General features: G+C 60.2%; 19 protein-coding genes, 1 tRNA gene and 1 pseudogene. 9 read left to right on the top strand and 12 right to left on the bottom strand.

The window, feature by feature from the left end:
* Positions 1-61 precede the first annotated feature (61 nt).
* A complete protein-coding gene (locus GSQ77_RS05530; RefSeq protein WP_158899865.1) occupies positions 62-1,918 on the bottom strand; it encodes a phosphoenolpyruvate carboxykinase (GTP) in 1,857 nt (618 codons plus the stop codon).
* Positions 1,919-2,131: 213 nt separating this feature from the next.
* On the opposite strand from GSQ77_RS05530, the gene GSQ77_RS05525 reads away from it, so the two are divergent.
* Positions 2,132-3,136: a D-2-hydroxyacid dehydrogenase family protein gene (locus GSQ77_RS05525; RefSeq protein ID WP_158899863.1), complete on the top strand. Its 1,005-nt coding sequence runs from the start codon at positions 2,132-2,134 to the stop codon at positions 3,134-3,136.
* 128 nt (positions 3,137-3,264) lie between these two features.
* Here the strand turns inward: GSQ77_RS05525 and GSQ77_RS05520 are convergent, their stop codons facing one another.
* Positions 3,265-4,131 carry a patatin-like phospholipase family protein gene (locus GSQ77_RS05520; protein ID WP_158899861.1) on the bottom strand — a complete coding sequence of 289 codons (867 nt, stop codon included), beginning with the start codon at positions 4,129-4,131 and terminating at the stop codon, positions 3,265-3,267.
* Positions 4,124-4,546: a PaaI family thioesterase gene (locus GSQ77_RS05515; protein WP_158899859.1), complete on the bottom strand. Its 423-nt coding sequence runs from the start codon at positions 4,544-4,546 to the stop codon at positions 4,124-4,126. The genes GSQ77_RS05520 and GSQ77_RS05515 overlap by 8 nt, the downstream gene beginning before the upstream one ends.
* 180 nt (positions 4,547-4,726) lie before the next feature.
* On the opposite strand from GSQ77_RS05515, the gene GSQ77_RS05510 reads away from it, so the two are divergent.
* The 3 genes from GSQ77_RS05510 to GSQ77_RS05500 all read left to right on the top strand — a co-directional run bounded on the left by GSQ77_RS05510 (position 4,727) and on the right by GSQ77_RS05500 (position 8,408).
* A tRNA-Lys gene (locus tag GSQ77_RS05510) sits at positions 4,727-4,802 on the top strand.
* A gap of 479 nt (positions 4,803-5,281) precedes the next feature.
* Complete coding sequence (locus tag GSQ77_RS05505; protein WP_158899857.1) at positions 5,282-6,628, top strand: solute carrier family 23 protein; 1,347 nt, start codon at positions 5,282-5,284, stop codon at positions 6,626-6,628.
* Between the two features lie 121 nt (positions 6,629-6,749).
* The gene (locus GSQ77_RS05500; RefSeq protein WP_158899855.1) at positions 6,750-8,408 is read left to right on the top strand and encodes a UbiD family decarboxylase; all 1,659 of its coding nucleotides are present in this window, start codon (positions 6,750-6,752) and stop codon (positions 8,406-8,408) included.
* A 22-nt stretch (positions 8,409-8,430) separates the two neighbouring features.
* Here the strand turns inward: GSQ77_RS05500 and GSQ77_RS05495 are convergent.
* From GSQ77_RS05495 to GSQ77_RS05475, 5 genes and pseudogenes are all read right to left on the bottom strand, one after another.
* Positions 8,431-8,538: pseudogene (locus GSQ77_RS05495) on the bottom strand (IS110 family transposase); the annotation flags it as partial.
* Entirely contained in the window at positions 8,539-9,042 is a 504-nt protein-coding gene (locus GSQ77_RS05490) for an aromatic-ring-hydroxylating dioxygenase subunit beta (protein WP_158899853.1), read from the bottom strand. It lies immediately after the preceding pseudogene.
* Positions 9,039-10,319: an aromatic ring-hydroxylating dioxygenase subunit alpha gene (locus GSQ77_RS05485; RefSeq protein ID WP_158899851.1), complete on the bottom strand. Its 1,281-nt coding sequence runs from the start codon at positions 10,317-10,319 to the stop codon at positions 9,039-9,041. The genes GSQ77_RS05490 and GSQ77_RS05485 overlap by 4 nt, the downstream gene beginning before the upstream one ends.
* 145 nt (positions 10,320-10,464) lie before the next feature.
* Entirely contained in the window at positions 10,465-11,682 is a 1,218-nt protein-coding gene (locus GSQ77_RS05480) for an NAD(P)/FAD-dependent oxidoreductase (RefSeq protein WP_158899849.1), read from the bottom strand.
* Positions 11,683-11,738: 56 nt separating this feature from the next.
* On the bottom strand, positions 11,739-12,047 hold the full coding sequence (locus GSQ77_RS05475) for a non-heme iron oxygenase ferredoxin subunit (protein ID WP_158899847.1): 309 nt from the start codon (positions 12,045-12,047) through the stop codon (positions 11,739-11,741).
* 236 nt (positions 12,048-12,283) lie between these two features.
* Between GSQ77_RS05475 and GSQ77_RS05470 the strand changes: the two genes are divergently transcribed.
* The 5 genes from GSQ77_RS05470 (at position 12,284) to GSQ77_RS05450 (ending at position 18,276) form a co-directional block, all read left to right on the top strand.
* Positions 12,284-13,180: a LysR family transcriptional regulator gene (locus GSQ77_RS05470; protein WP_158899845.1), complete on the top strand. Its 897-nt coding sequence runs from the start codon at positions 12,284-12,286 to the stop codon at positions 13,178-13,180.
* Between the two features lie 204 nt (positions 13,181-13,384).
* The gene (locus GSQ77_RS05465; protein WP_158899843.1) at positions 13,385-14,065 is read left to right on the top strand and encodes a GntR family transcriptional regulator; all 681 of its coding nucleotides are present in this window, start codon (positions 13,385-13,387) and stop codon (positions 14,063-14,065) included.
* 711 nt (positions 14,066-14,776) lie between these two features.
* Positions 14,777-15,868 carry a porin gene (locus tag GSQ77_RS05460; protein WP_254067457.1) on the top strand — a complete coding sequence of 364 codons (1,092 nt, stop codon included), beginning with the start codon at positions 14,777-14,779 and terminating at the stop codon, positions 15,866-15,868.
* Positions 15,869-15,941: 73 nt separating this feature from the next.
* Positions 15,942-17,900 carry a thiamine pyrophosphate-binding protein gene (locus GSQ77_RS05455; protein WP_254067456.1) on the top strand — a complete coding sequence of 653 codons (1,959 nt, stop codon included), beginning with the start codon at positions 15,942-15,944 and terminating at the stop codon, positions 17,898-17,900.
* A gap of 10 nt (positions 17,901-17,910) precedes the next feature.
* On the top strand, positions 17,911-18,276 hold the full coding sequence (locus GSQ77_RS05450; RefSeq protein WP_158899841.1) for a cytochrome c: 366 nt from the start codon (positions 17,911-17,913) through the stop codon (positions 18,274-18,276).
* 174 nt (positions 18,277-18,450) lie between these two features.
* Here the strand turns inward: GSQ77_RS05450 and GSQ77_RS05445 are convergent, their stop codons facing one another.
* The 4 genes from GSQ77_RS05445 to GSQ77_RS05430 form a co-directional block, all read right to left on the bottom strand.
* Entirely contained in the window at positions 18,451-18,912 is a 462-nt protein-coding gene (locus GSQ77_RS05445; protein ID WP_158899839.1) for a MarR family winged helix-turn-helix transcriptional regulator, read from the bottom strand.
* 103 nt (positions 18,913-19,015) lie between these two features.
* Entirely contained in the window at positions 19,016-19,408 is a 393-nt protein-coding gene (locus GSQ77_RS05440) for a VOC family protein (protein WP_158900468.1), read from the bottom strand.
* 89 nt (positions 19,409-19,497) lie between these two features.
* Complete coding sequence (locus GSQ77_RS05435; RefSeq protein WP_158899837.1) at positions 19,498-19,944, bottom strand: OsmC family protein; 447 nt, start codon at positions 19,942-19,944, stop codon at positions 19,498-19,500.
* Between the two features lie 159 nt (positions 19,945-20,103).
* Positions 20,104-20,550: an OsmC family protein gene (locus GSQ77_RS05430; protein WP_158899835.1), complete on the bottom strand. Its 447-nt coding sequence runs from the start codon at positions 20,548-20,550 to the stop codon at positions 20,104-20,106.
* Between the last annotated feature and the right edge of the window lie 73 nt (positions 20,551-20,623).

Here is a 20,623-nt window from a genome sequence, read left to right as displayed (position 1 = left end):
GTGGCATGTTTGCGTCTGGCATTCCCCTGAAATATTCTTGTAATCAAGGAGTTATAAAAATTTACACTTTCAGGCGCGCCTCCAGCCTGGATTTGACGTCGATCAGGGCCGTTGGCATACGATTTTTCAATTTTTCGAATAATTCTTCATGCAGCGTCAATTCGTCACGCCACGCGCTGTTATCGACGCTGATCACCTGGTCGAACTGCTGCTCGGTGAAATCGCTACCGGTCCAGTCGACGTCGGCATAGTGCGGCGACACGCCCGTCACGTGCTCTGAGCCACCCGCCCGGCCTTCGATACGGCCCAACATCCAGGCCAGCACGCGCATGTTGTCGCCGAAGCCGGGCCACACGAATTTGCCGTCGGCGCCTTTGCGGAACCAGTTAACGCAGAAGATCTTGGGCAGCACCGCGCCCGATTTTTGCAGCTTTTCACCCAATTTGAGCCAATGGTTGAAGTAATCGCTCATGTTGTAGCCGCAAAACGGCAGCATCGCGAATGGATCGCGCCGCACCACCCCCTGCTGCCCGGCGGCGGCGGCCGTGGTTTCGGAGCCCATCGTGGCCGCCATATAAACCCCTTCGACCCAATCGCGCGCCTCGGTCACCAGCGGCACGGTGGTCGAGCGGCGGCCGCCAAAAATAAACGCGTCGATCGGCACGCCGGCAGGGTTCTGCCAATCGGGGTCGATCGAAGGGCATTGAGCGGCCGGCGCGGTAAAGCGAGCGTTCGGATGCGCGGCCTTGGCGCCGGTTTCCCGGGCGATCTCCGGGGTCCAGTCATGCCCCTGCCAATCCTTCAGGTGAGCAGGCGGCGTATCGGTCATGCCCTCCCACCAGACATCGCCATCGTCGGTCAATGCCACGTTGGTGAAAATGACGTTCTCCTTCAACGAAGCCATCGCATTGAGGTTGGTCTTGTCGCTGGTACCCGGTGCGACACCGAAATAGCCGGCTTCGGGGTTGATCGCATACAGGCGACCGTCCTTGCCCGGCTTGATCCAGGCGATATCGTCGCCGATCGTGCTGACCTTCCAGCCCTGCATGCCTTGCGGCGGAATCAGCATGGCGAAGTTGGTCTTGCCGCAGGCCGACGGGAACGCCGCCGCCACGTGATACTTCTTGCCCTCGGGCGAGGTCACGCCCAGGATCAGCATGTGCTCTGCGAGCCAGCCTTCATCGCGTCCCATGTTGGAGGCGATACGCAGCGCAAAGCATTTCTTGCCTAGCAGCGCATTGCCGCCATAGCCGGAACCAAAACTCCAGATCTCGCGGGTTTCCGGGAAATGCACGATGTACTTGGTATCGTTGCATGGCCAACGAACGTCCTTCTGGCCGTCGGGCAATGGCGCACCCACCGAATGCACGCATGGCACGAACGGGCCATCTTCACCGAGCACGTCGTACACCGCGCGACCCATACGGGTCATGATGCGCATATTGGTAACCACATAAGGGCTATCGCTCAACTCGACACCGATGTGCGCAATCGGCGAGCCCAGCGGCCCCATCGAAAACGGCACTACGTAGAGTGTGCGGCCCTGCATTGAGCCTTCGAACAAACCGTTGAGCGTTTCACGCATCTGGTCCGGGGCGACCCAGTGGTTGGTCGGTCCGGCATCCTCGCGTTGCGCGGAGCAGATAAAGGTGCGGTCCTCCACCCGCGCCACATCGGACGGATCCGAACACGCCAAATAGGAATTAGGCCGCTTCGCAGGATTGAGCTTGATCAGCATGCCGGCCTTAACCATCTGTTCTGACAAGCGATCGTATTCCTCTTGCGAACCATCGCACCACTCCACCCGCGCTGGCCGGGTAAGCGTCACGATTCGAGCCACCCATTCGATCAAGCCTTTGTGCTTGACGTAGTCCGGGACATTGAGCTTGGCAAAACCCGTGATGTCAGATTGATTCACAATAGTCTCCACTTCAAGGAAAAAAATCTGTGCCGTCGCGGCACCCTTGCGAACTTGCCTGCTATTGCAGTTCGTCTTATGAATGCACACGATTGAAAAAAGCGTAAGACGACTGAACGCTTGAGGTCTTACAATCACTAAAGGATTTAGGATATCACTCAGACACCTGCGCGCCATTGTGCGGCGCAATACAAAGGCGACACCCAGCACACTATGAAAATAGCCGTTCTTGACGATTATCAAGACTTCGTACGCAAGTTGGATTGTTTCCCGATGCTCGCCGAGCACGAAGTCAAAGTCTTCAACAACTCCGTGCGTGGCATAGGTCAACTCGCCACCCGGCTTGCCGAAGTTGAAGCCCTGGTGCTGATCCGCGAACGCACCCGCATCACCGCCCAGTTGCTCGACAAGCTGCCGCGATTGAAACTCATCAGTCAGACCGGCAAGGCCGGCAGCCACATCGACATGGAGGCCTGCACCGCACGCGGCATTACGGTGCTGGAGGGGTCGGGCTCGCCGGTAGCGCCCGCTGAACTCACGTGGGCGATGATCATGGCGGCGCAGCGACGCATCCCGCAATACGTAGCACACCTCAAGCAAGGCGCTTGGCAGCAATCGGGTTTGAAAACCTCCGCCATGCCGCCCAACTTTGGGATGGGCGTGGTGTTGCGCGGGCAGACGCTGGGCATTTGGGGCTACGGTAAGATCGGTCGTCTCATTGCGGGCTACGGTCGCGCGTTCGGCATGAAGGTGCTGGTTTGGGGTCGCGAGATGTCGCGCGAGAGTGCGATCAAGGATGGCTTCGAAGTTGCCGAAAGCAAAGCCGCGCTTTTTGAACAGAGCGATGTGCTCACGCTGCACCTTCGCCTGCACGATGACACGCGCGCCGCCGTGCAGCTTGAGGACCTGCGCATGATGAAACCTAGCGCGCTACTGGTTAACACTAGTCGCGCGGAACTGGTCGCAGAGCACGCGCTGTTTACGGCGCTGAACGAGGGACGACCAGGCATGGTCGCCGTCGATGTGTTCGAGAGCGAACCGATCTTGCAAGGCCACGGTCTGCTGCGGCTGGAAAATGCGATTTGCACCCCACACATCGGTTATGTGGAGCGAGAAAGCTACGAGCTGTACTTCGGCACCGCGTTCCGCAACATCCTGGATTTTCTGGCGGGCAATACGGCAAGCGTGGCAAATTCAGCGGCTGCAGCGAAACGTTAGGCATCGGTTTTTAGGAACCGGTCCGCGCTTCAAACCGATTCGCGCTTCAATTTCGTAGGTCAGTGCATCAGTGCGTCAGTACGTCAGTACGTCGATGCGTGCGTCAATACGACGGCATATCAGCGCGTTCATTCTTGTCTCAGCAAATGTGGCAACGCTTCGACGAAACGCTTGCCATCTTCTATGCCGAGATCGTAGGCATGCTGCATCTGCCCCGGGCGCGTGTAGTCCCAACTTGAAATCGGCACCTTGCGCGACGGCTGCACGTAGACGCGTCGCTGCCCGGCGTGGTGCAGCACGAAACGCTGCGGTCGCGGATAAAGCCGCGTCACCATCACCAGCACGTCGCCGGGCGTCGTATCGAGCGCACCGACGGGGACGTTATCCACCATCCCGCCATCGAGTACCGGGCGTCCGTCACGGCGCAATACAGGCGTAAAAGGCGGAGTACACGAAGATTGCAAGATCAGGTCTGCCAATTGCTCCGGGGTCGCGCAATCGCCCGCTTTCATGAATTCCGAACGAAAACCCAATGCGCGTCCCAACGTCGGATGCAAGGTCTTGCGCCAATGTTTTTCGATGTTGTAAGCAATCAAGCCTGCCGCAACCGCGCTTCGAGCGCCCAACCAGCGCGGCACATGTGACACGCCGATTCGGATCTCAGGTGTTTTGCGGCGATCGGCCAGATCGGCGAAGCGCTCGCTGAAGATGTCGAGCAAAGCCTGGCGATAGATGCCGTAGTGAGGCAGGATCGGCTTGCGGCGCAGCAGATTGCCCCAATAGACATTGCGAACGTTGCCGCGCAGCGCTTCGCGGTAGTACTCCATGACCCATAGTGGCTCGCGGGTATAGAGCATGCAGGCCGTGGCCGCACCGGCCGAGATGCCGGTAATCACCTGCGGCTTGATCGCAAGCTCGGCCGCGGCGATTTGCCAGAACCCCGCTTGCCACCAACAGCGGTTGCCGCCACCGGCGAATACCACTTGGTCAAACATTGGCGGGGGACTCTTTGAGCAACGCGTACGTGGTGGTCGCGTGAGCCGCTAGTTTGCCCGCTGAATCGAACAATTCGACTTCGCCGAAGACCAGGTTCTGTCCGAGGCGCAGCACGCGCGCCGTGATTCGCATGTCGCCGGCTCGAACCGCTCGCAGAAAACTGGTGTTCAGCGATACCGTGGTCATGGGATGGAAACCGCCCAGCGCAGCGGAAATCGCGACGACCATGGCCGTATCGGCCGCAGCCATGAAAACTTGGCCGCAGATCACGCCACCGGCGTGGCGCAAGTGCTCGGAAAACGGCAGAGTCAGCGTGGCCTGGGTGCCGTGGACGTCGCCGGCGACGAGGCCCAGTTGTTTGACCCAAGGGGCCAGAACCTGGTCGAGCAGTCGATTGACGGCGAGTTCGTCCATGGAGATCCTATTGGGGGGCAAGCTGCTGCGAGGGGAGATGGAGATGCATTCCGTAGATGATACGGGGGCCGGCGGAACATGCCAAAGAGGCGATTAGAGGGCCCGGTCGAGGCAGGAATCAAGCCCTCGGGGGGCTGGCGAAAAGTGGAAATTTGCTGTTATAATCGCGCTCTTCGTGTGGGGGCGTTAGCTCAGCTGGTAGAGCAGCGGACTCTTAATCCGTAGGTCGACAGTTCGAATCTGTCACGCCCCACCAAAGAATTCCCTTAAGAATCAAGAGATCGCGCCGCTTCTTCAAGCGGCGTTTTTTCTTTCTGATCAACTCTCCTTCGCGCATGCCCGTGGCAACCACCACGATCGCCACGTCCCGCATCCACGGTAACGCACTGATACGTTCCCGCCTGTAGCAGATTCGCCGAGCGCATCCCCTCCCCGCGCATCTGTCCGGACAGTCCGTAGAAGATCACGATCCCCGCGACCACGCCGACGAAGCAATCGACCACGGGGCCCAGCCAGAAGAGGAAGCTGAATGCGAGTGCGGCCCAGCTTCAGAGCCGGACGCCACTGCGCCGTGGCCCTTTTGACCGGGGCAAACCCCATTGACAGTCGCAATCCCGTCATGCAATCATACAAACATAATGGTCCACTCGCGAGTTCTCATAGGAAAACGGAATGTCATCATCGCCTCACGCTGGCAGTCGCCAAGCCAACGTTAGCACCGCCGTAGAAAGTCAAGTGCACAGTACCGAAGCCATGTTCGATGTCCTCCCGGGAGGCCACGTCCCCGCCAAGGACTCGATCCTGATGGGGCTCCAGAACATCTTCGTGATGACCGGCATCTTTGTGTTTCCAGGCATTATGGGGAAGTCGTTCGGCCTTCCGATCGGAATGGTGGCGGACCTCTACGGTGCCACGTTCATCGGCTGCGGCCTGACGACGATTCTAATCGCAGGTTTCTTCGGCCGTGCGCCACTCGTGGTTGGCCCTTATGCCGGCGTCTTTGCCGCATTGATGTCATTCGGCCATATGCCTGGCAGCAGTCTCGGTGCCGGCTTCGGATCGCTCTGCGTCGCCTCGCTGATTTGGTGTGCGCTGTCGGTTCCGATACGCGGGAAGAGTGCGATCGCACTGCTCGCCCGCATAGTGCGCACCCCTGAGATCGCCGGCGTGATTGTGATGCTCGTGATGATGCAGATCGCCGATCTCGCTTTCCCGCACTGGCTCGGCAAATCCACCGACCCGACCTTCCCGCTGATCAACCTGGGTGCCGGGCTGGTGACGGCGGTAGTACTGATGGTACTGGCAATCTCAAAAATTCGCATCCTGCGCCGCCTTGCGCTTCTGATCGCGCTGATCGCAGGCGCGGTGACCTTCGAATGCTTCCACGCGATCGATTTCGGGATGGTGGCCAAGGCGCCCTGGGTGGTGCTGCCCCACTTCTTCGCCTTTGGCTTTTCGGTAAACCCCCAATATGTGCTGGTATTCTTCCTCGTCATCGTCGCGATCAACATCCAGACGATGACGCTGATGAGTGTCGTCGGCGAATGGACAGGCGAAGCCATGCCCACCGCGCGCCTTTCTTGGGGTGTGTTTGCGATGATGCTGGGCTCAGCGCTCGGGAGTTGCATCGGCGCGTTCAGCAACGTGCCCTACCCGGCCAATGTGGCACTGCTGCGATCGACGCGCGTCGCCTCACGGCAGGTGACGATGGCGACCGGCATTATCCTGGTCGTCATGGGCTTTTTCAACAAGCTTGACTACCTCTTCGTCGTACTGCCGGTGCCGATCCTGGCGGCCGCTGCGACCGTGCTGTTCGGTATGGTCTTCGTCCACGGCGTCGAGATGCTGGCCGAGGTCGAGTGGACCGAGCGGCGGCTCGCGATCACGGGCTTCTCGCTGATGCTCGGCTTCGGCAGTCTGTTCATCGACCCCGAGGTGTTCAAAGCCCTCCCGCTCGTCGTGAGCCTGTTGCTCAAGCAGCCGGTCATTGTCGGCGTCGCCTCGCTCATGATCTTTTCGGCGCTGTTGCCCGGACGGACCCGCGCGGTCCCATCCCCCCTCCCGTCCCCACGTCAGAGCTGAGACGTCGACTGCTATCTGGACCTGCGCTGGGCGGAGCATGTGCCCGCGCAATACCTTTTCCGGCGCCTCGGCGCCAATCCTGTTTCAAACTATGGGCCGCCATTCGGCCAAGGAGAGTGTGATGGACAATCTTTCGCCCGCCGCAACTGCCGCCGGTGATCCGCTGGGCGCCCCGCGCGACTTGCAGGAGCATATCGCCCGACTGGAAGCCAAGGGTCTGCTCACGCGCATCGACCGGCCGATCAACAAGGATACGGAGCTGCACCCGTTAGCGCGCTGGCAGTTCCAAGGCGGGCTAGACGAAGATCAGCGCCGCGCTTTCCTGTTCACCAACGTGGTCGACGGCGAAGGCCATACCTATGACATCCCGGTGCTGATCGGCGGCCTCGCCGCCTCGCCGGAGATCTACGCCACCGGCCTCGGCCTACCGGTCGAGCAGATCGGCAAGGTCTGGATGGAGGCGATTGCCAAGCCCATCCCGCCGGTGATGGTGGAGAAGGCGCCCTGTCAGGAGGTGGTGATCACCGGCGACGCGCTCAAGCACAAGGGCTTGTCCATCCTGCCGGTGCCGGTCTCCACGCCTGGCTTCGACGCGGCGCCCTATCTCACCGCGACGCTCTGCGTGACCCGGGATCCCGAGAGCGGCGTGCAGAACATGGGCACCTACCGCGCCGCCTTGAAGGCGGAGGACCGACTGGGCGTGCGCATGGCGAGTCGCCTGTCAGGGGCCGGCGGCTATCTCCACTGGGAGAAATATCGCGCCAAGGGCCAGCAAATGCCCTGCGCCATCGTGCTGGGCTGCGCGCCGGCCGTGCTGTTCACCGGGCCGCAGAAGCTCCAGATCGACCAGGACGAGATGGAGGTAGCAGGCGGCCTGATGCGCGCGGCAGTCGACGTGGTGCGCTGCAAGACCATCGATCTCCTCGTCCCTGCCGACGCCGAGATCGTGATTGAAGGCCTGATCGACACGGATGCACTGGAGCCCGAAGGCCCGTTCGGCGAGAGCCACGGCCATATCGCGCTCGAAGACTACAACATGTCGATGCACGTCACCGCGATCACGATGAAGAAGAAGCCTGTCTTCGTTTCGATCATCAGCCAGGTGACGCCCAGCGAAAGCTCTGTGATGAAGAAGGTGGCCTATGAGCCGCTGTTCCTCGAGCATCTGCAGAAGACGATGGGTGTACGCGGCGTCAAGCGGGTGGTGATGCATGAGCCGCTGACCAACCTGCGCAAGGTGATCTTCGTCCAGTTTGCACGCGGCACGCCACAGGCAGAAGTCTGGCGCGGCATGCAGGGGGTCGCGACGCTCCAGGCGCAGTGCGGCAAGATGGTCGTCGCCGTCTCCGAGGATATTGACCCGGAAAATGCCGATGCCGTCTTCTGGTCGCTGGCCTATCGCTCCGACTTCACGCATGACGTGCATGTGACGCCCTATCGCACCAGCGGGCATGGCCCGAAGTCCGGCCGTGCGCCACTCGAAAGTACGCTGCTGATCGACGCGACGCTCAAGCACGATATGCCGCCGCTGGCTCTGCCGACGGAGAAATACATGACCGCCGCGCGCAAGATCTGGGAAGAGTTGCAACTTCCCCACCTTACTCCGCGGTCGCCATGGCACGGCTATCATCTGGGCGACTGGGACAAGCGCTGGGATGAGTATGCAGAGGCGGCCACCTCTGGCGGTTGGCGCGAGACCGGCGAGCGCACCTTCGCTAACCGGCGCGGCGGCGTGAAGCCTGAAACGCCAGTGCGTGAAGCCTCGGGCGGCCATGACTGAGTAACCGTCTTCGCAGACAAGTTCGATGAAGCGTATCGTCCCAAGGCGTATTGGTCCTGACCATGGCATTAAGCATGGTCAGGCGCTTGCACATGCAGGCAACTAGCGCGACCTTGGGCAGGTTGCCAGCCTACACCGGCGCCACGACCGAGGTCGGGTAAAGAAGCGTGTCCGACACGCAGGTCTTTCTTGCGAACAATAATCTCTCGCCATCCAGAACGACGCGGTCGACATAGCGACCCGACATCACGATTTCCGTGCCCCGGTCAAGCATGGTCTGGACGACCAAGAAATTCGCCCCGATCTCATAGCCCCCCTCTACGACCTCGCGAACCGCGATGCCCGTCACGAAGTGCCGTAGCGATCGCGGTTGGGCAATGGTCGTTTCGACGGTCGTAAATGCACGGTCTTCGATCATCCCCTTTCCGTCGCAATAGATGATCGCGATGGGCAGGTTGCGGTCGTAGTTTTCCTTCGGCACGAGCCGGTAAACCGCATCGTCGGTAAAGAACGAGGCCCAGTCGCTGTAACGGCCTTCGTCGAGCGCGGCACTATAGGCGTCGTACAGGTCCATGATGCCAAAGCGCGTTTCGACGGAAATTGCCGGTGCGGCCAGATGAGCAAATGTGTTCATAGTCCCATGACCTTGCGATAGTGTTGATACAGGCCGCGAACGGCCACTTCGGTAATCGTGTGATCGTGGTCCTCGACGGTACGGCCTGCCATTTCGGCGATGCCCGCCCGCTCGTTGTAAGGCGTCGTGCCCTCTTGCGACATCACCATCACCTCGCTGTCGTCGACTGAAACAAAGCCTGCCGGGCCCATCAGGTTCGCCTGGCGAATCCGGTGCGCACGCATTTCCGGCGTGTCATCCGCGTAGCCGAAGAATGTCCAGTGCAGGTCATGTTGTCCCGGGCCATGCGGCACGATATGGCGCATCGCCAGCGTGTTCGACTGTTGCTGAAGAATCAGGTTGGGCCAAACGGTGCTCATGACCGCCGTCACATCGCCGGGAAACTCGCGAATCAGGTCCAGCACCCGCGTGTCCTTGAGCTTCATATCGCCGCGCAGGGTCTGGCTCATTTCGCGTGCGGCTTCAGCTTCCAGTACGCCCGCGCGTCGGTTGACCATTGCGCAATGCCGTCCGGTGTCGTCCATTTCGATCGCCGATTTCGCATCCATGCGGAACAGACCGAAGGTGACGAAGAACACATGCAGCAGGCTAGCGTGGTACGGGTCCTTGAGATTTTCGAACATCAGCTTCCAGTTGCCATCGATCCGTTGCCGCATATAGCCGAGCAATTCGAGCCGGCGGCCATCGAAGACACGGTCGAAATACTGGAGCATGTTAGGGCCCATGTAGTCCTCGAACGATTCGACGCTGGCGTCGAACGATGCGAAGACCGCCCCGTTGCGGATCGTGACGACAAGCGGGCGGGCGCGATGTTCGGTGACGTCGAAGTCTTTCGGCATGCCACCCTTGCCCTTGTAGCCACGCTTGAAAGGCAGCCCCGTGACGTTGCCCTTCAGGTCATAGCTCCAGTGGTGGTAAGGGCAGGTAAAAGACTTGGTGTTGCCAGAATCGCTCTGGCAGAACGCGACGCCACGATGCGCGCAACTGTTGGCGAAAGCATTGACGCTGCCGTCGGTGTCGCGCACGACGACGATCGGCATATCGCCGACAAAGCTGCGCTTGTAGTCGCCAGCGTTCGGGATCTCGCACTCGAGTGCCACGTACGACCAGTTCGGCCCCAGAAAGATTCGCTCCTTCTCGAGACGATAGACTTCCGGGTCGCTATAGACCCAGAATGGAATGCGCGAGTTTCCTTCCTCGGGCCAGGTGCGTTCGACGTTAGCCGGTGTGGCGCAAGGCGACGCGGGTCGGTCGACCTGTTTTATTTCAATCTGCATGCTTTATCTCCATTAATTTAGGATCACTTATTTATTACTACTTCGATATACGGCGAAACGGGATATCGATTGTCGAACGGGCGGTATCCGGACGTTCGACCGGCTTTCAGAGCGGGGCGCCGCGTGCGTCGATCGTCACGTCAAATCAGGTGGCAACCAGACTTTTCAATGGACGGGCAAGGTCGCCGAGCGCGCCGCAATCAACGATCTGCCGCGCATCCATGATCTGCCTGACGATACGACGCTCACGCCCCGCATTCATCAACACTGCGCCGTGTAGCCGGCCGCGGCGCACGAAGAACGCACACCACGACGGTGCAGCGGCATCGCCCCGCATCACGACCGCATCGTCCGGCTCGCAACCACCGAGGACCTGGATGTTCTGATCGTATTGATCGGTCCAGAACCAAGGGGCCGCGTCAGCGGTTACAGGTACACCGAGAATCGTGCGCGCCGCGGTCTGCGCCTGCAATTCCGCGTTTTCCCATGATTCGAGGCGAACGCCCATCAGAGACCACCGTTCACGCTGGCGAGCGACATCCCCGACCGCGTAAATTCCGTCTACCGAGGACCGTGTATGAGCATCGACCAGCACACCATCCGCGCATTCGACACCCGCCGCTCTCGCGAGCGCGTCGTTGGCGAGCGCCCCGACAGCGACCACGACGGTGTCTGCGGGTATCGTTGTGCCATCTTCAAGCATGATGGCGCTGACCGATCCCTGGCCTTCAATTGCCTTGATACGCGCATTCGTCTGGATATCGACGCCATGCGAACGGTGTAGCTTGGCGAGGCTCTCACCGAGAAATCCGCCGAGAATCCGGCCGAGCAGCACTGCTGCGCTCTCGACGACCGTCACCGCACATCCCCGCTTGACGGCTGCCGCGGCGATCTCCAGGCCCAGAAAACCGCCGCCGAGAACCACGATCCTCGCGTTCGGCGTCAGGCGCGCGCAGAGTCGTGTACTGTCCTGCGCCGTGCGCAGCGTCAGCACACCGTCTAGCTCCGCACCAGGGATATCGAGCCGTCGCGCCCGCACGCCCGTCGCCAGCACGAGTTGGTCATAGGCGAGCCGCGACGAATCTGCGAGCACGATCTGCTGCGAGGCCGGCTCGATCGCGCTGACGCGTGTGTCGACGCGCACATCGATGTCGTGTTCCGCGTAGTACTCCGATGGAAAAATGACGGTACCCGAAAGGGGTGCCCCGGCAAGGATATCCTTGGATAAAGGTGGCCGCTCGTAGGGCAGTTCGACTTCGTCGCCGATCAGTAAGATCTCGTCCGTACTTCCCTGCTTGCGAAGCGCCGCTGCCGTCCGGGCCCCGCTCTGGCCAGCACCGATGATAATGACTCGCTGTTTCATGCGCCGCACCTCCCGGGCCGATGAGGGTTCATGCCATGGATTGAATTCATGAGGCGTCAATCCATGTCCACGAGGACGTCGTCGCCTTCCACACGCACAGCGAAAGTCTTGACATTGGTATCGACCGGGCCCGAGACCGCGTTACCCGTGCGCACGTCGAATACGCCCTGGTGCAGGGGGCACTCGATCGTGCCGTCTTCAAGATATCCGTCCGACAGGCACGCATGCGCATGAGTGCAGATATCGTGGGTCGCGAAGAATTCGCCGTCGAGGTTGTACAGTGCCAGCGGAACGTTGTCGACCCGACAGGCTTTCACTGCGCCCGGTTCTACGTCGGTAACCCGGGCCATTGCTTTCCATGCCATCGTGTTGCTTCTCCAGATATTTTTGTGGAATGCACACGGCCTTCCGAAAACGCTCGACTGAGGTCAACGAGCCTGATGCAGATCGATGAAATTGTGTACTTGGTGGATAGGCGTGTGTCACTATTTCATTGAGCGAGCGTTCGCGATCGGCGAATTCATCGCGATAGCAATGATCTTGCATGGAACCGAGTAAGCGCTAAAGCGCCAACCCGAGTCGACAGGAAGCGGAGGCCTAGATGCGTTTCGATTTGACAGATCTACGATTGTTTGCGGCAGTGGCTGCCTGCGGCAACCTCACCAAGGCGGCGGAGAGTCTGCCGATCGCGGTTGCCGCGGCGAGTTCACGAATCAAGAGCCTCGAGGAGTCGGTAGACGCGCGACTATTCGTGCGCCGCAGCCGCGGTGTCGAACTCACGCCCGCGGGCGAAGTGTTTTTGACCAGGACGATCGCGATCCTGCGCGAGACAGCCAGGTTGCGGCAAGACTTGTCCCAGTTCGGCGAGGGGACGCGTGGGAACATTCGCCTGTTCGCCAACACCAACGCAATCCACGAATATCTGCCCTCGCTGCTGCCACACTTCCTGGTCGAACACCCGAAGATCAACGTGGAAATCGAGGAGCATACGAGCCCCGAAACCGTGCGGGCGGTCGACGAAGGTCTCGCCGACCTGGGGATCATCGTCGGGCTAGTGAACACGCGTAGCCTCGAGGTCGTGCCGTTTCGCGAAGACAGGCTCGTCGTGATCGTACCCAACGATCATCCACTGGCGCGCGCGAAAGCAGTGCGCTTCTATCAGGTCCTCGAATGGAATTACATCGGGCTTAACGAACGGTCATCCCATCAGCAATACGTTTCGAAGACCGCCCTGCTGCTTGGGCAAACCATCCAGTTTCGCATCCAGGTCGAGAGCTTCGAGGCCGTGTGCCATATGGTGGCAGCAGGTGTAGGCGTGTCGCTGGTGCCCGAATCCACGACCCGCCGGCTCAGTGGCGCGCTGGCGTTTTCGATCGTATCGCTCGACGAGGATTGGTCCAGGCGGAAGTTGCAACTCGTCTGCCGGTCTTCGCAAAGGCTGGCACCCCACGTCAGAAAACTTTTCGACGCACTGGAGCCGGTGCGCAACCCAGCGTAAAACGGTGTGTCAGAAGTGCATGCTCACGCATGCGGTATCACTCAACTTGCATGGAAATCCTCTTGAGAGCCATGGCTGAAAGAGTTGTAGGATTGTATAATCACTTACAGTACGCGCACCTGGTGATGCGCTGCCAATGTGAATGTATGACGAGAAATGGCCGACGAATGCCTGCCATCTAGATAATGAACAACGAAGGAAGGAATGGATACGAACCGACGAGTTGTCCGTCCGGCTGCGACGTTGCGTCAACAGGTAATTGAAGGGCTGCGCCTGTCCATCAGTGATCTGACGTTCAAGCCGGGCGACCGGCTGATCGAACGCGAACTGTGCGAAATGCTGGGCGTGAGCCGGACATTGGTCCGCGAGGCATTAAGTCAGTTAGTGGCCGAAGGTCTTGTGCAGATCATTCCGCACAAGGGGCCCATCGTCGCGGTCATCACCAAGGACGAAGCGAAGGGACTGTATGAAGTGCGCGCGGCGCTGGAAGCGCTGGCCGGGCGGCAATTCACTGAGCGCGCGACGCCCGATCAGCGGGCGGCGCTCGTCCAGGGGCTGAAGGAGCTTGCGGCGATCAAGGACATGAAGGCGGAGGACGTGACCCTGCTGTTCCTGAGGCAGAAGGCGCAGTTCTACGATGTGATACTCGACGGGGCAGGTAATCCAGTGCTCACGGAGATGCTGCGGCTCATCCATACGCGAGTAATGATGCTGCGTGCGACTACGCTGTCTCACACCGGGCGGCTCGAACAGAGCTACGCCGAAATTTCGGCGATCGTCGACGCGGTCATGCGCAATGATGCGACCGAAGCCGGGAACGCGTGCAAACGCCATGTCGAGCAGGCCGAGAAACTCGCGGTCGATGTGCTCGCGGATATTCACTGACGGCGGATCTCGCTGACGTGTCGGGCGGCGCCTGCCTGCAGGCGCCGCGGCATCGATGAATGGCGGCAGTTCGAGGCGCCCTGACTGCTTCGACCGCTGCCGCCCTGCGGTGCCCTCGATCAGACCACATCAAGAGGCCGCTTCACCCTGAAGCTGGCCGGCATTCCGTCCGCAACTATTGGGCGCGCCCCGTCGGCATTCCTGTCCGCCCACTGCATCCGCCGATTACGCAATCCCTTCGCCTATCACGTAAGCCTCTGCCTATCACCCAGCCAGATATCATACGTATTGCAATATCATTGTATTACGGAATATACTCTCGGCAACGGACGTTACCGTGCCGACATGTGCCAATGGAAATAGGCGTTTGATCGGAAGAAAAAGATCGGCAAGGAGACGGCAGCATGAGCAACTCGCAATACATACGCGCGGTGGCAACAATAACGGCGGGGACACCCGGTTTCCGTCTGTCGCGCTGCCAGTGGCTCACGCCTATTTCGGCCTTCAACGACGATAAGTGACATTCAATCAGGGCTGACCCGGCTTCGGTCGGGTACGCCTATTTAAAGATGCGATGTTCGTAGTGCAGGGGGTGATCTACCGGAATCAGTTCAAACCCGGGCTTGACAGTTTCTTTTTCATCGCTTGCAAATTTAGTAATCCATACCAAAACGATTCCGATTGAAGACAACGAAGCAATACGGAGGGGACGTGAAGAATAAGGTAAATAAAGATTTCCCGGCAACGGTCCACAAGTTCTCCATGAGCACGCTGTCCGTGCTGGCGGTACTGGGCCTTTGCACGGGTGCGGCGCATGCGCAAAGTTCCGTGACGCTGTACGGCTCGCTGGACGGCGGTTTGCGGAATTTGGTGAATGGCACCAAAGCCGGCGGTGCGGCGCTGACGATGGCGTCGAACGGGGTTTTCGAATCGAATCGATGGGGTTTGCAAGGCGTTGAAGACCTGGGCGACGGTCTGAAGGCGGTGTTCAACCTGGAATCGGGTTATGTCCTTTCCACGGGGGCTAACAACAACACCACCAACATCGAGTTCCAGCGGCGGGCGACGGTCGGTCTGGCAGGCGCATGGGGCCGGGTCGACGTAGGCCATCAATTCACGCTGCAGCATTACCTGATCGATGACTTCGAGCCGTTCAACTTCAAGTACCTGAGCATTACCGAAGCGACGGCGCTGACCGACGGCAATACCGGCCGGGACGACAACGATATCTACTACACGGGCAATTTCGGTCCGATGATATTGCGCGCGGAACTTGCGCTGGGCGGCAATGCCGGCAGTGTCAACGACGGTTCGACCCGTGCAGTGGGGTTCAACTATCGGACGCCGACGTTGAAATTCGGTGTCGGTTACACGCACAAGGCAAATCAGCTTGTTACGGGTACGGGTCCTTTTTATGGTGACGACCAATACACTGCGGGCGGCACTTATACACTGGGGCCCGTGACCGTGCTGGGCGGTTGGGTGAACAACATTCAGACCGCGCCGAACTCCTTCAGCTCGGTGAGAAACCAATACCTGTGGGGCGGCGCCCGCTATCAGGTCAATCCGTTCACCCAGATCGTAGCCGCCTATTACGACAACGCGAATGTGACTTCGGGGGTCAGCGGCAGGAAGGACGTCGCCATCCTCAGTGTGACTTACGCCCTCTCGAAGCAAACCACTTTGTATACGGACGTCGACTATACGAAGTTCAAGGGCGGTGAGATCACCAACGTGGTGCTGAACCCATCCACCCGTCCCAGCCAGACTGGCGTGTCTGTCGGTATCAATCACTTCTTCTAAACCTCGGGGCCCCGCGCCGCATGTCCGCGGCGCGCGCGTAATCCGAAACGTTTTGACACAAAAGGTGAAAGCGGTGGATAGAAAGAAAACGCAAATGGGCGGTCCCAGCCGGCGAGGCTTCATCAAAGGCGCATTGGCCGCGGGCGCGGCCGGCGTAGCCGGGGCCACTAGCGCCGCCACTATCGTCGGCGCATCGGCCGAGGACAAACCGGCCGCCGCGGCACCGATTGAGCCGTCGTCGAGAACGATCGCCGCCGAAACCATGGGCACGCTTGCCGATGAAGTTCCGAAAGGGCACGTACGCAATCCGGGTTCGGACTTCATGGTCGATGTGATGCGCAGCGCGGGCATCGAGTATGTGTCGATGATGACCTCCTCGGCACTGCGCGGCCTGCAGGAATCGATCATCAATTATGGCGGCAACAAGGCGCCGGAAATGATCGTCTGCTGCCACGAGGAAGGGGCGGTAGGGATGGCGCATGGCTACGCCAAGATGGCGGGCAAGCCGATGGCGAGCATGGTTCACGGCGTGGTCGGCCTGCAGCATGCGTCGATGGCGATTTACAACGCCTGGTGCGACCGCGTGCCGGTGATCGTGCTGGCGGGTAATACGGCGGATGCGGCGAAGCGTTTGCCTGGGGTCGACTGGATCCACACCGCCGTCGATGAAGGCTCGATTGTGCGCGACTTCGTCAAATGGGACGACGCCCCCGCATCGCTGCAGCACTATGCGGAAAGCTTCATGCGCGCCCGAATGGTGGCGACGACTGCGCCGCGCGAGCCGGTGCTGATCGTCACCGATGGCGAGCTGCAGGAGAACCCGATCGAAACAGCGCAGCAGCTGCGCATCCCCAAACTGGTCGACGTCGCGCCCCCTGTAGGGGACGCGACCGCGCTGGCGCTGGCGGCCAAATGGCTGGTAGCCGCGCAGAATCCTGTCATCGTGGTCGACCGCGCTGTGCATTCACAGGACGGCGTGTTGCAACTGACGCAGCTCGCCGAGTCGTTGAACGCACCGGTCATCGATCTGTACGGCCGGATGAATTTCCCCACGACCCATTACTTGAATCACACAGCGCGGCGCAGGGCCCTGATCGACGAGGCGGACGTCATCCTTGCGCTCGAAGTGGGCGACCTGTGGGGCCTGACGAATACGGTCTCCGATACGCCCGGGCGCGCGGCGAAACGGCTGATCCAGCCGGACGCCAAGGTGATCAGCATCAGCGACGCCTATATGTATTCCAAGTCGAGCTATGGCGACGTACAGCGCTATCTCGCGGCTGACCTGCCGATCGGCGGGGACGCACAGGCGACGGTACCCCCACTGATCGAAGCGATTCGCCGCGCGGGACAACCGAGCGGTTTCGACGCGCGCAAGCAGGCCATGCAGGCGGCGCACCTGAAGATGCGCGAGACTGCGCGAAACGCCGCCGCTGTGGGATGGGACGCCACGCCGATCAGCACCGCGCGGCTGTGCCAGGAAATCTGGGCACGGATCCGGCACGAGAAGTGGTCGCTGGTTTCGCAGCCGCAATTTGAAAGCTATTGGCCTCAACGGCTCTGGGATTTCACCGAGTACGAGCAGTTCATGGGCGGCTCGGGGGGTTACGGCATCGGCTATGGCTTTCCGGCCGCGGCCGGTGCGGCGCTCGCGTGCAAAGGCACCGGGCGCATTGCGGTCAATATCCAACCGGACGGCGATCTGCTGATGGTGCCCTCGATGTTATGGACCCTGGCGCATCACCAGATTCCGCTACTGACGATCATGCATAACAACCGCGCGTGGCATCAGGAAACCATGCACATCCAGCGGATGGCGACGCGGCGCGATCGCAACCCTGAGAGCTGGCGCTTGGGGACACTGATCGAGAAGCCTTACGTCGATTTCGCTACCGTCGCGAAGGGCATGGGCGTTTGGGCGGAAGGGCCGGTCACCGATCCCTCCGCGCTAGGTCCGGCAATCGACCGCGCACTGGCTGTCGTCAAGAGCGGCCATCCGGCGCTGATCGATGTCGTCACGCAACCGCGTTAGGGGAACCGCTTTGAACGTTTTCAAGAGGACTGTTTCGCTGGCGCTCGCACTTACCGCGTCGTGCGCCCTGCTGACGCCGGCGCTTGCGCAAACGTCCGACACCATTCAGCGCGGCCACGAGCATTTCCTGAAAGATGGCTGCTACCTGTGCCACGGCACGGTCGGGCAAGGCGGAGTGGGGCCGGCCATTGCGGTCAATCTGTATCCCTACCAGGCGTTTGCCTATTATGTGCGCACGCCCTCCGGAGCAATGCCGCCGTTCTCAGAAAAGATCCTGAGCGACGCGGATCTAAGCGACATCCATGCGTATCTGGATTCGCTGCCGAAGCCGCCGGCGGCAGATAGCATCAAGCTGCTGCCGAAGCCGGAAAAGTAAAGCCCGAACCGGGCATCGTATGAGCGACTGCGAATCGATGCTTACCGACTCAACGCTTGATCAGCGAACGCGACGGCCGGTCACCGGGTCGGACAGGAATACGGATTCTGAAGTGCTGTGCGTGATCAGCAAGACGGTCTTCTCCGACTCCAGCTCGCGCGGACAATCCAGTGCTTATTCGCCGGCTTGGACTGACCTGATGAGATTGTTCCGCAGCGTCACGATCGCCTTCTGCACTTTCGTGAACTCGTCCGGCGCGAGGCCAGTCGCCCCGGCGAGATCCCTGTTAAAGGCTTTTTCGCGCAGCTTTCGACCGTTCTCCGTGAGACTAACCCGCACTTGGCGCTCGTCTTCGGGATCGCGCTGCCTTTCCAGATAACCCATCGCTTCGAGTTTCTTCAGCATCGGCGTGAGCGTGTTGGATTCGAGAAACAGCTTCTCGCCCAGACCGCCGACGGTCTGGTTGTCTTCCTCCCACAACGCAATGATCGCGACGTATTGCGTATAAGTGAGCCCAAGCTCCTCGAGGATAGGCTTGTATGCCTTGCCGAACGCCAGGTTCGCGGAATAGACCGCAAAGCACAGGTAGCCTGTGAGCATCCGGTTTGCGGGTGTCGTTTGATCCGTGGATTTCATCTGCATCCTCTTTCGCTAAAGACTGCTGTTTCACAAGGAAAGGCGTATATCGCGATGTTACGAATGCTGCGCTACCGCGGCTTGGGCCACCGCGGCATTCGAGTCAGGCCGGCATGCGATACAGGGCGCCGATTTTGTTGCCATCTGGATCGCGCAGATAGGCGAGATACAGGCTGCCGGACGGGACCTCGCGCACTCCGGGCGGGGCCTCGACCGATAGACCGCCATGGGCGACCCCGGCGGCATGCCAGTGATCAACTTGGCCGCTCGACTGGCAGGTAAAGCCGACCGTTCCGCCATTGGCATGGGTAGCCGGCTGGCCATCGAGCGGCTGGGTGATGATGAAAAGCCCCGTGTCGGCGCGATAGACATAACGCCGGCGCCGATCGTTGTCGTCGCTGAGACCTTCGGCATAGCCGAGTGCGCCCAGCACGGCATCGTAGAAACGCTTTGCTTTTTTCAGGTCGTTGGTACCGAGCACTACATGACTGAACATTGCTTCTTCCTTCCTTAGTAAATAAACCATGACCCGCTCGATGCCGTGACCGTCGCGCATGAGGAACAGAGATGCGCGACGACCCAGCATCACACCGTGACGATGTTCGTGCTGATCTCGATGTTGCCGCGCACAGACTTCGAGTACGGGCAGATCTGATGGGCCAGGTGCGCGATTTTCTCGACAACTTCCGTTGGCAGACCCGGCACGCGGACGTTGAACTGAGCGCCGAGGAACCACGCGGGGCCGGTCTGCCCAATGTTTACCTGGATGTCCACGGAAAAGTCAGGCGGCAGCGTGACCTTCTTCAGCTCGGCCGCCTTCCCGAATACTGTGGTGTAACAGGCCGACCAAGCACCCGCGAACAACTGCTCGGCTGTCGGGTGCGGTTCGGTAGCGGTGAACTCGATGCTTTCAACGCCGGGCGCTGTCAGCTTGAGGTCGAACACGCCAAACTCCCCGCTCTGAAGAGAGGGGTCGCGATTGACCGTGGCGTGGGAGTTGCCTGAGGCGAGTACTTTTTCGATCTTTTCCATGATGGATTCCTTCGTAAATAAAAGTGTTAAGCGGCTTTAAATTGCAGACGACGTGATCGCACGCGTTGCGTGATGGGCGTAGATGCAGCGATATCAATCGGATAAGATCTCATCGCATACGTGTTAATTGGGTCTGGATGACAATCTTGCGTTGACCTATCACACGGTGACGACGTTCAGGCCGACCTCGATGTTGCCGTGCACAGCCTTCGAGTACGGGCAGATTTCATGGGCCAAGTGCGCGATTGCCTCGACCACTTCCGTTGCCAGACCGGGCGCGCGGATGGTGAACTGGGCGCCGAGGCAGTGCCCGGCACCGACCGACCCAATGCTGACCTGGATGTCTACGGAATAGTCGAGCGGCAGTGTGACCTTCTTCATCGAGGCCGCGATCTCGAACGCGCTGATGTAACAGGCCGACCACGCGCCCGAAAACAACTGCTCGGCTCTCGGGTGCAGTCCGGTGCCGATGAACTCGCGGCTGTCACCGCCGGGTGCTGACAGCTCGAGGTCGAGGGCGCCGTACTCACCGCGCGGGACATTGGGGTCGTGATTGACCGTGGCGTGGCTGTTGCCTGAGAAGAGGACTTGTTCGATCTTGGTCATGCTGGATTCCTTCGATGTCTGAATAAGAGCCTCAACTATATAACTATGAAAATCATACTGTCAAGCGCGTCGT

The sequence above is a fragment of the Burkholderia sp. L27(2015) genome (assembly GCF_009765705.1).
Taxonomy (GTDB): domain Bacteria; phylum Pseudomonadota; class Gammaproteobacteria; order Burkholderiales; family Burkholderiaceae; genus LMUX01.
Note: the sequence above shows the minus strand (reverse complement) of the source record. Positions and strands in the feature narration are given on the sequence as shown.

Excerpts from the sequence above, each read along its gene's own strand:
- GSQ77_RS05430 (WP_158899835.1), bottom strand. The coding sequence starts at position 20,550 with ATGACCAAGATCGAACAAGTCCTCTTCTCAGGCAACAGCCACGCCACG.
- GSQ77_RS05500 (WP_158899855.1), top strand. The coding sequence starts at position 6,750 with ATGGACAATCTTTCGCCCGCCGCAACTGCCGCCGGTGATCCGCTGGGC.
- GSQ77_RS05435 (WP_158899837.1), bottom strand. The coding sequence starts at position 19,944 with ATGGAAAAGATCGAAAAAGTACTCGCCTCAGGCAACTCCCACGCCACG.
- GSQ77_RS05470 (WP_158899845.1), top strand. The coding sequence starts at position 12,284 with ATGCGTTTCGATTTGACAGATCTACGATTGTTTGCGGCAGTGGCTGCC.
- GSQ77_RS05515 (WP_158899859.1), bottom strand. The coding sequence starts at position 4,546 with ATGGACGAACTCGCCGTCAATCGACTGCTCGACCAGGTTCTGGCCCCT.
- GSQ77_RS05465 (WP_158899843.1), top strand. The coding sequence starts at position 13,385 with ATGGATACGAACCGACGAGTTGTCCGTCCGGCTGCGACGTTGCGTCAA.
- GSQ77_RS05475 (WP_158899847.1), bottom strand. The coding sequence starts at position 12,047 with ATGGCATGGAAAGCAATGGCCCGGGTTACCGACGTAGAACCGGGCGCA.
- GSQ77_RS05480 (WP_158899849.1), bottom strand. The coding sequence starts at position 11,682 with ATGAAACAGCGAGTCATTATCATCGGTGCTGGCCAGAGCGGGGCCCGG.
- GSQ77_RS05445 (WP_158899839.1), bottom strand. The coding sequence starts at position 18,912 with ATGAAATCCACGGATCAAACGACACCCGCAAACCGGATGCTCACAGGC.
- GSQ77_RS05485 (WP_158899851.1), bottom strand. The coding sequence starts at position 10,319 with ATGCAGATTGAAATAAAACAGGTCGACCGACCCGCGTCGCCTTGCGCC.
- GSQ77_RS05525 (WP_158899863.1), top strand. The coding sequence starts at position 2,132 with ATGAAAATAGCCGTTCTTGACGATTATCAAGACTTCGTACGCAAGTTG.
- GSQ77_RS05440 (WP_158900468.1), bottom strand. The coding sequence starts at position 19,408 with ATGTTCAGTCATGTAGTGCTCGGTACCAACGACCTGAAAAAAGCAAAG.
- GSQ77_RS05490 (WP_158899853.1), bottom strand. The coding sequence starts at position 9,042 with ATGAACACATTTGCTCATCTGGCCGCACCGGCAATTTCCGTCGAAACG.
- GSQ77_RS05520 (WP_158899861.1), bottom strand. The coding sequence starts at position 4,131 with ATGTTTGACCAAGTGGTATTCGCCGGTGGCGGCAACCGCTGTTGGTGG.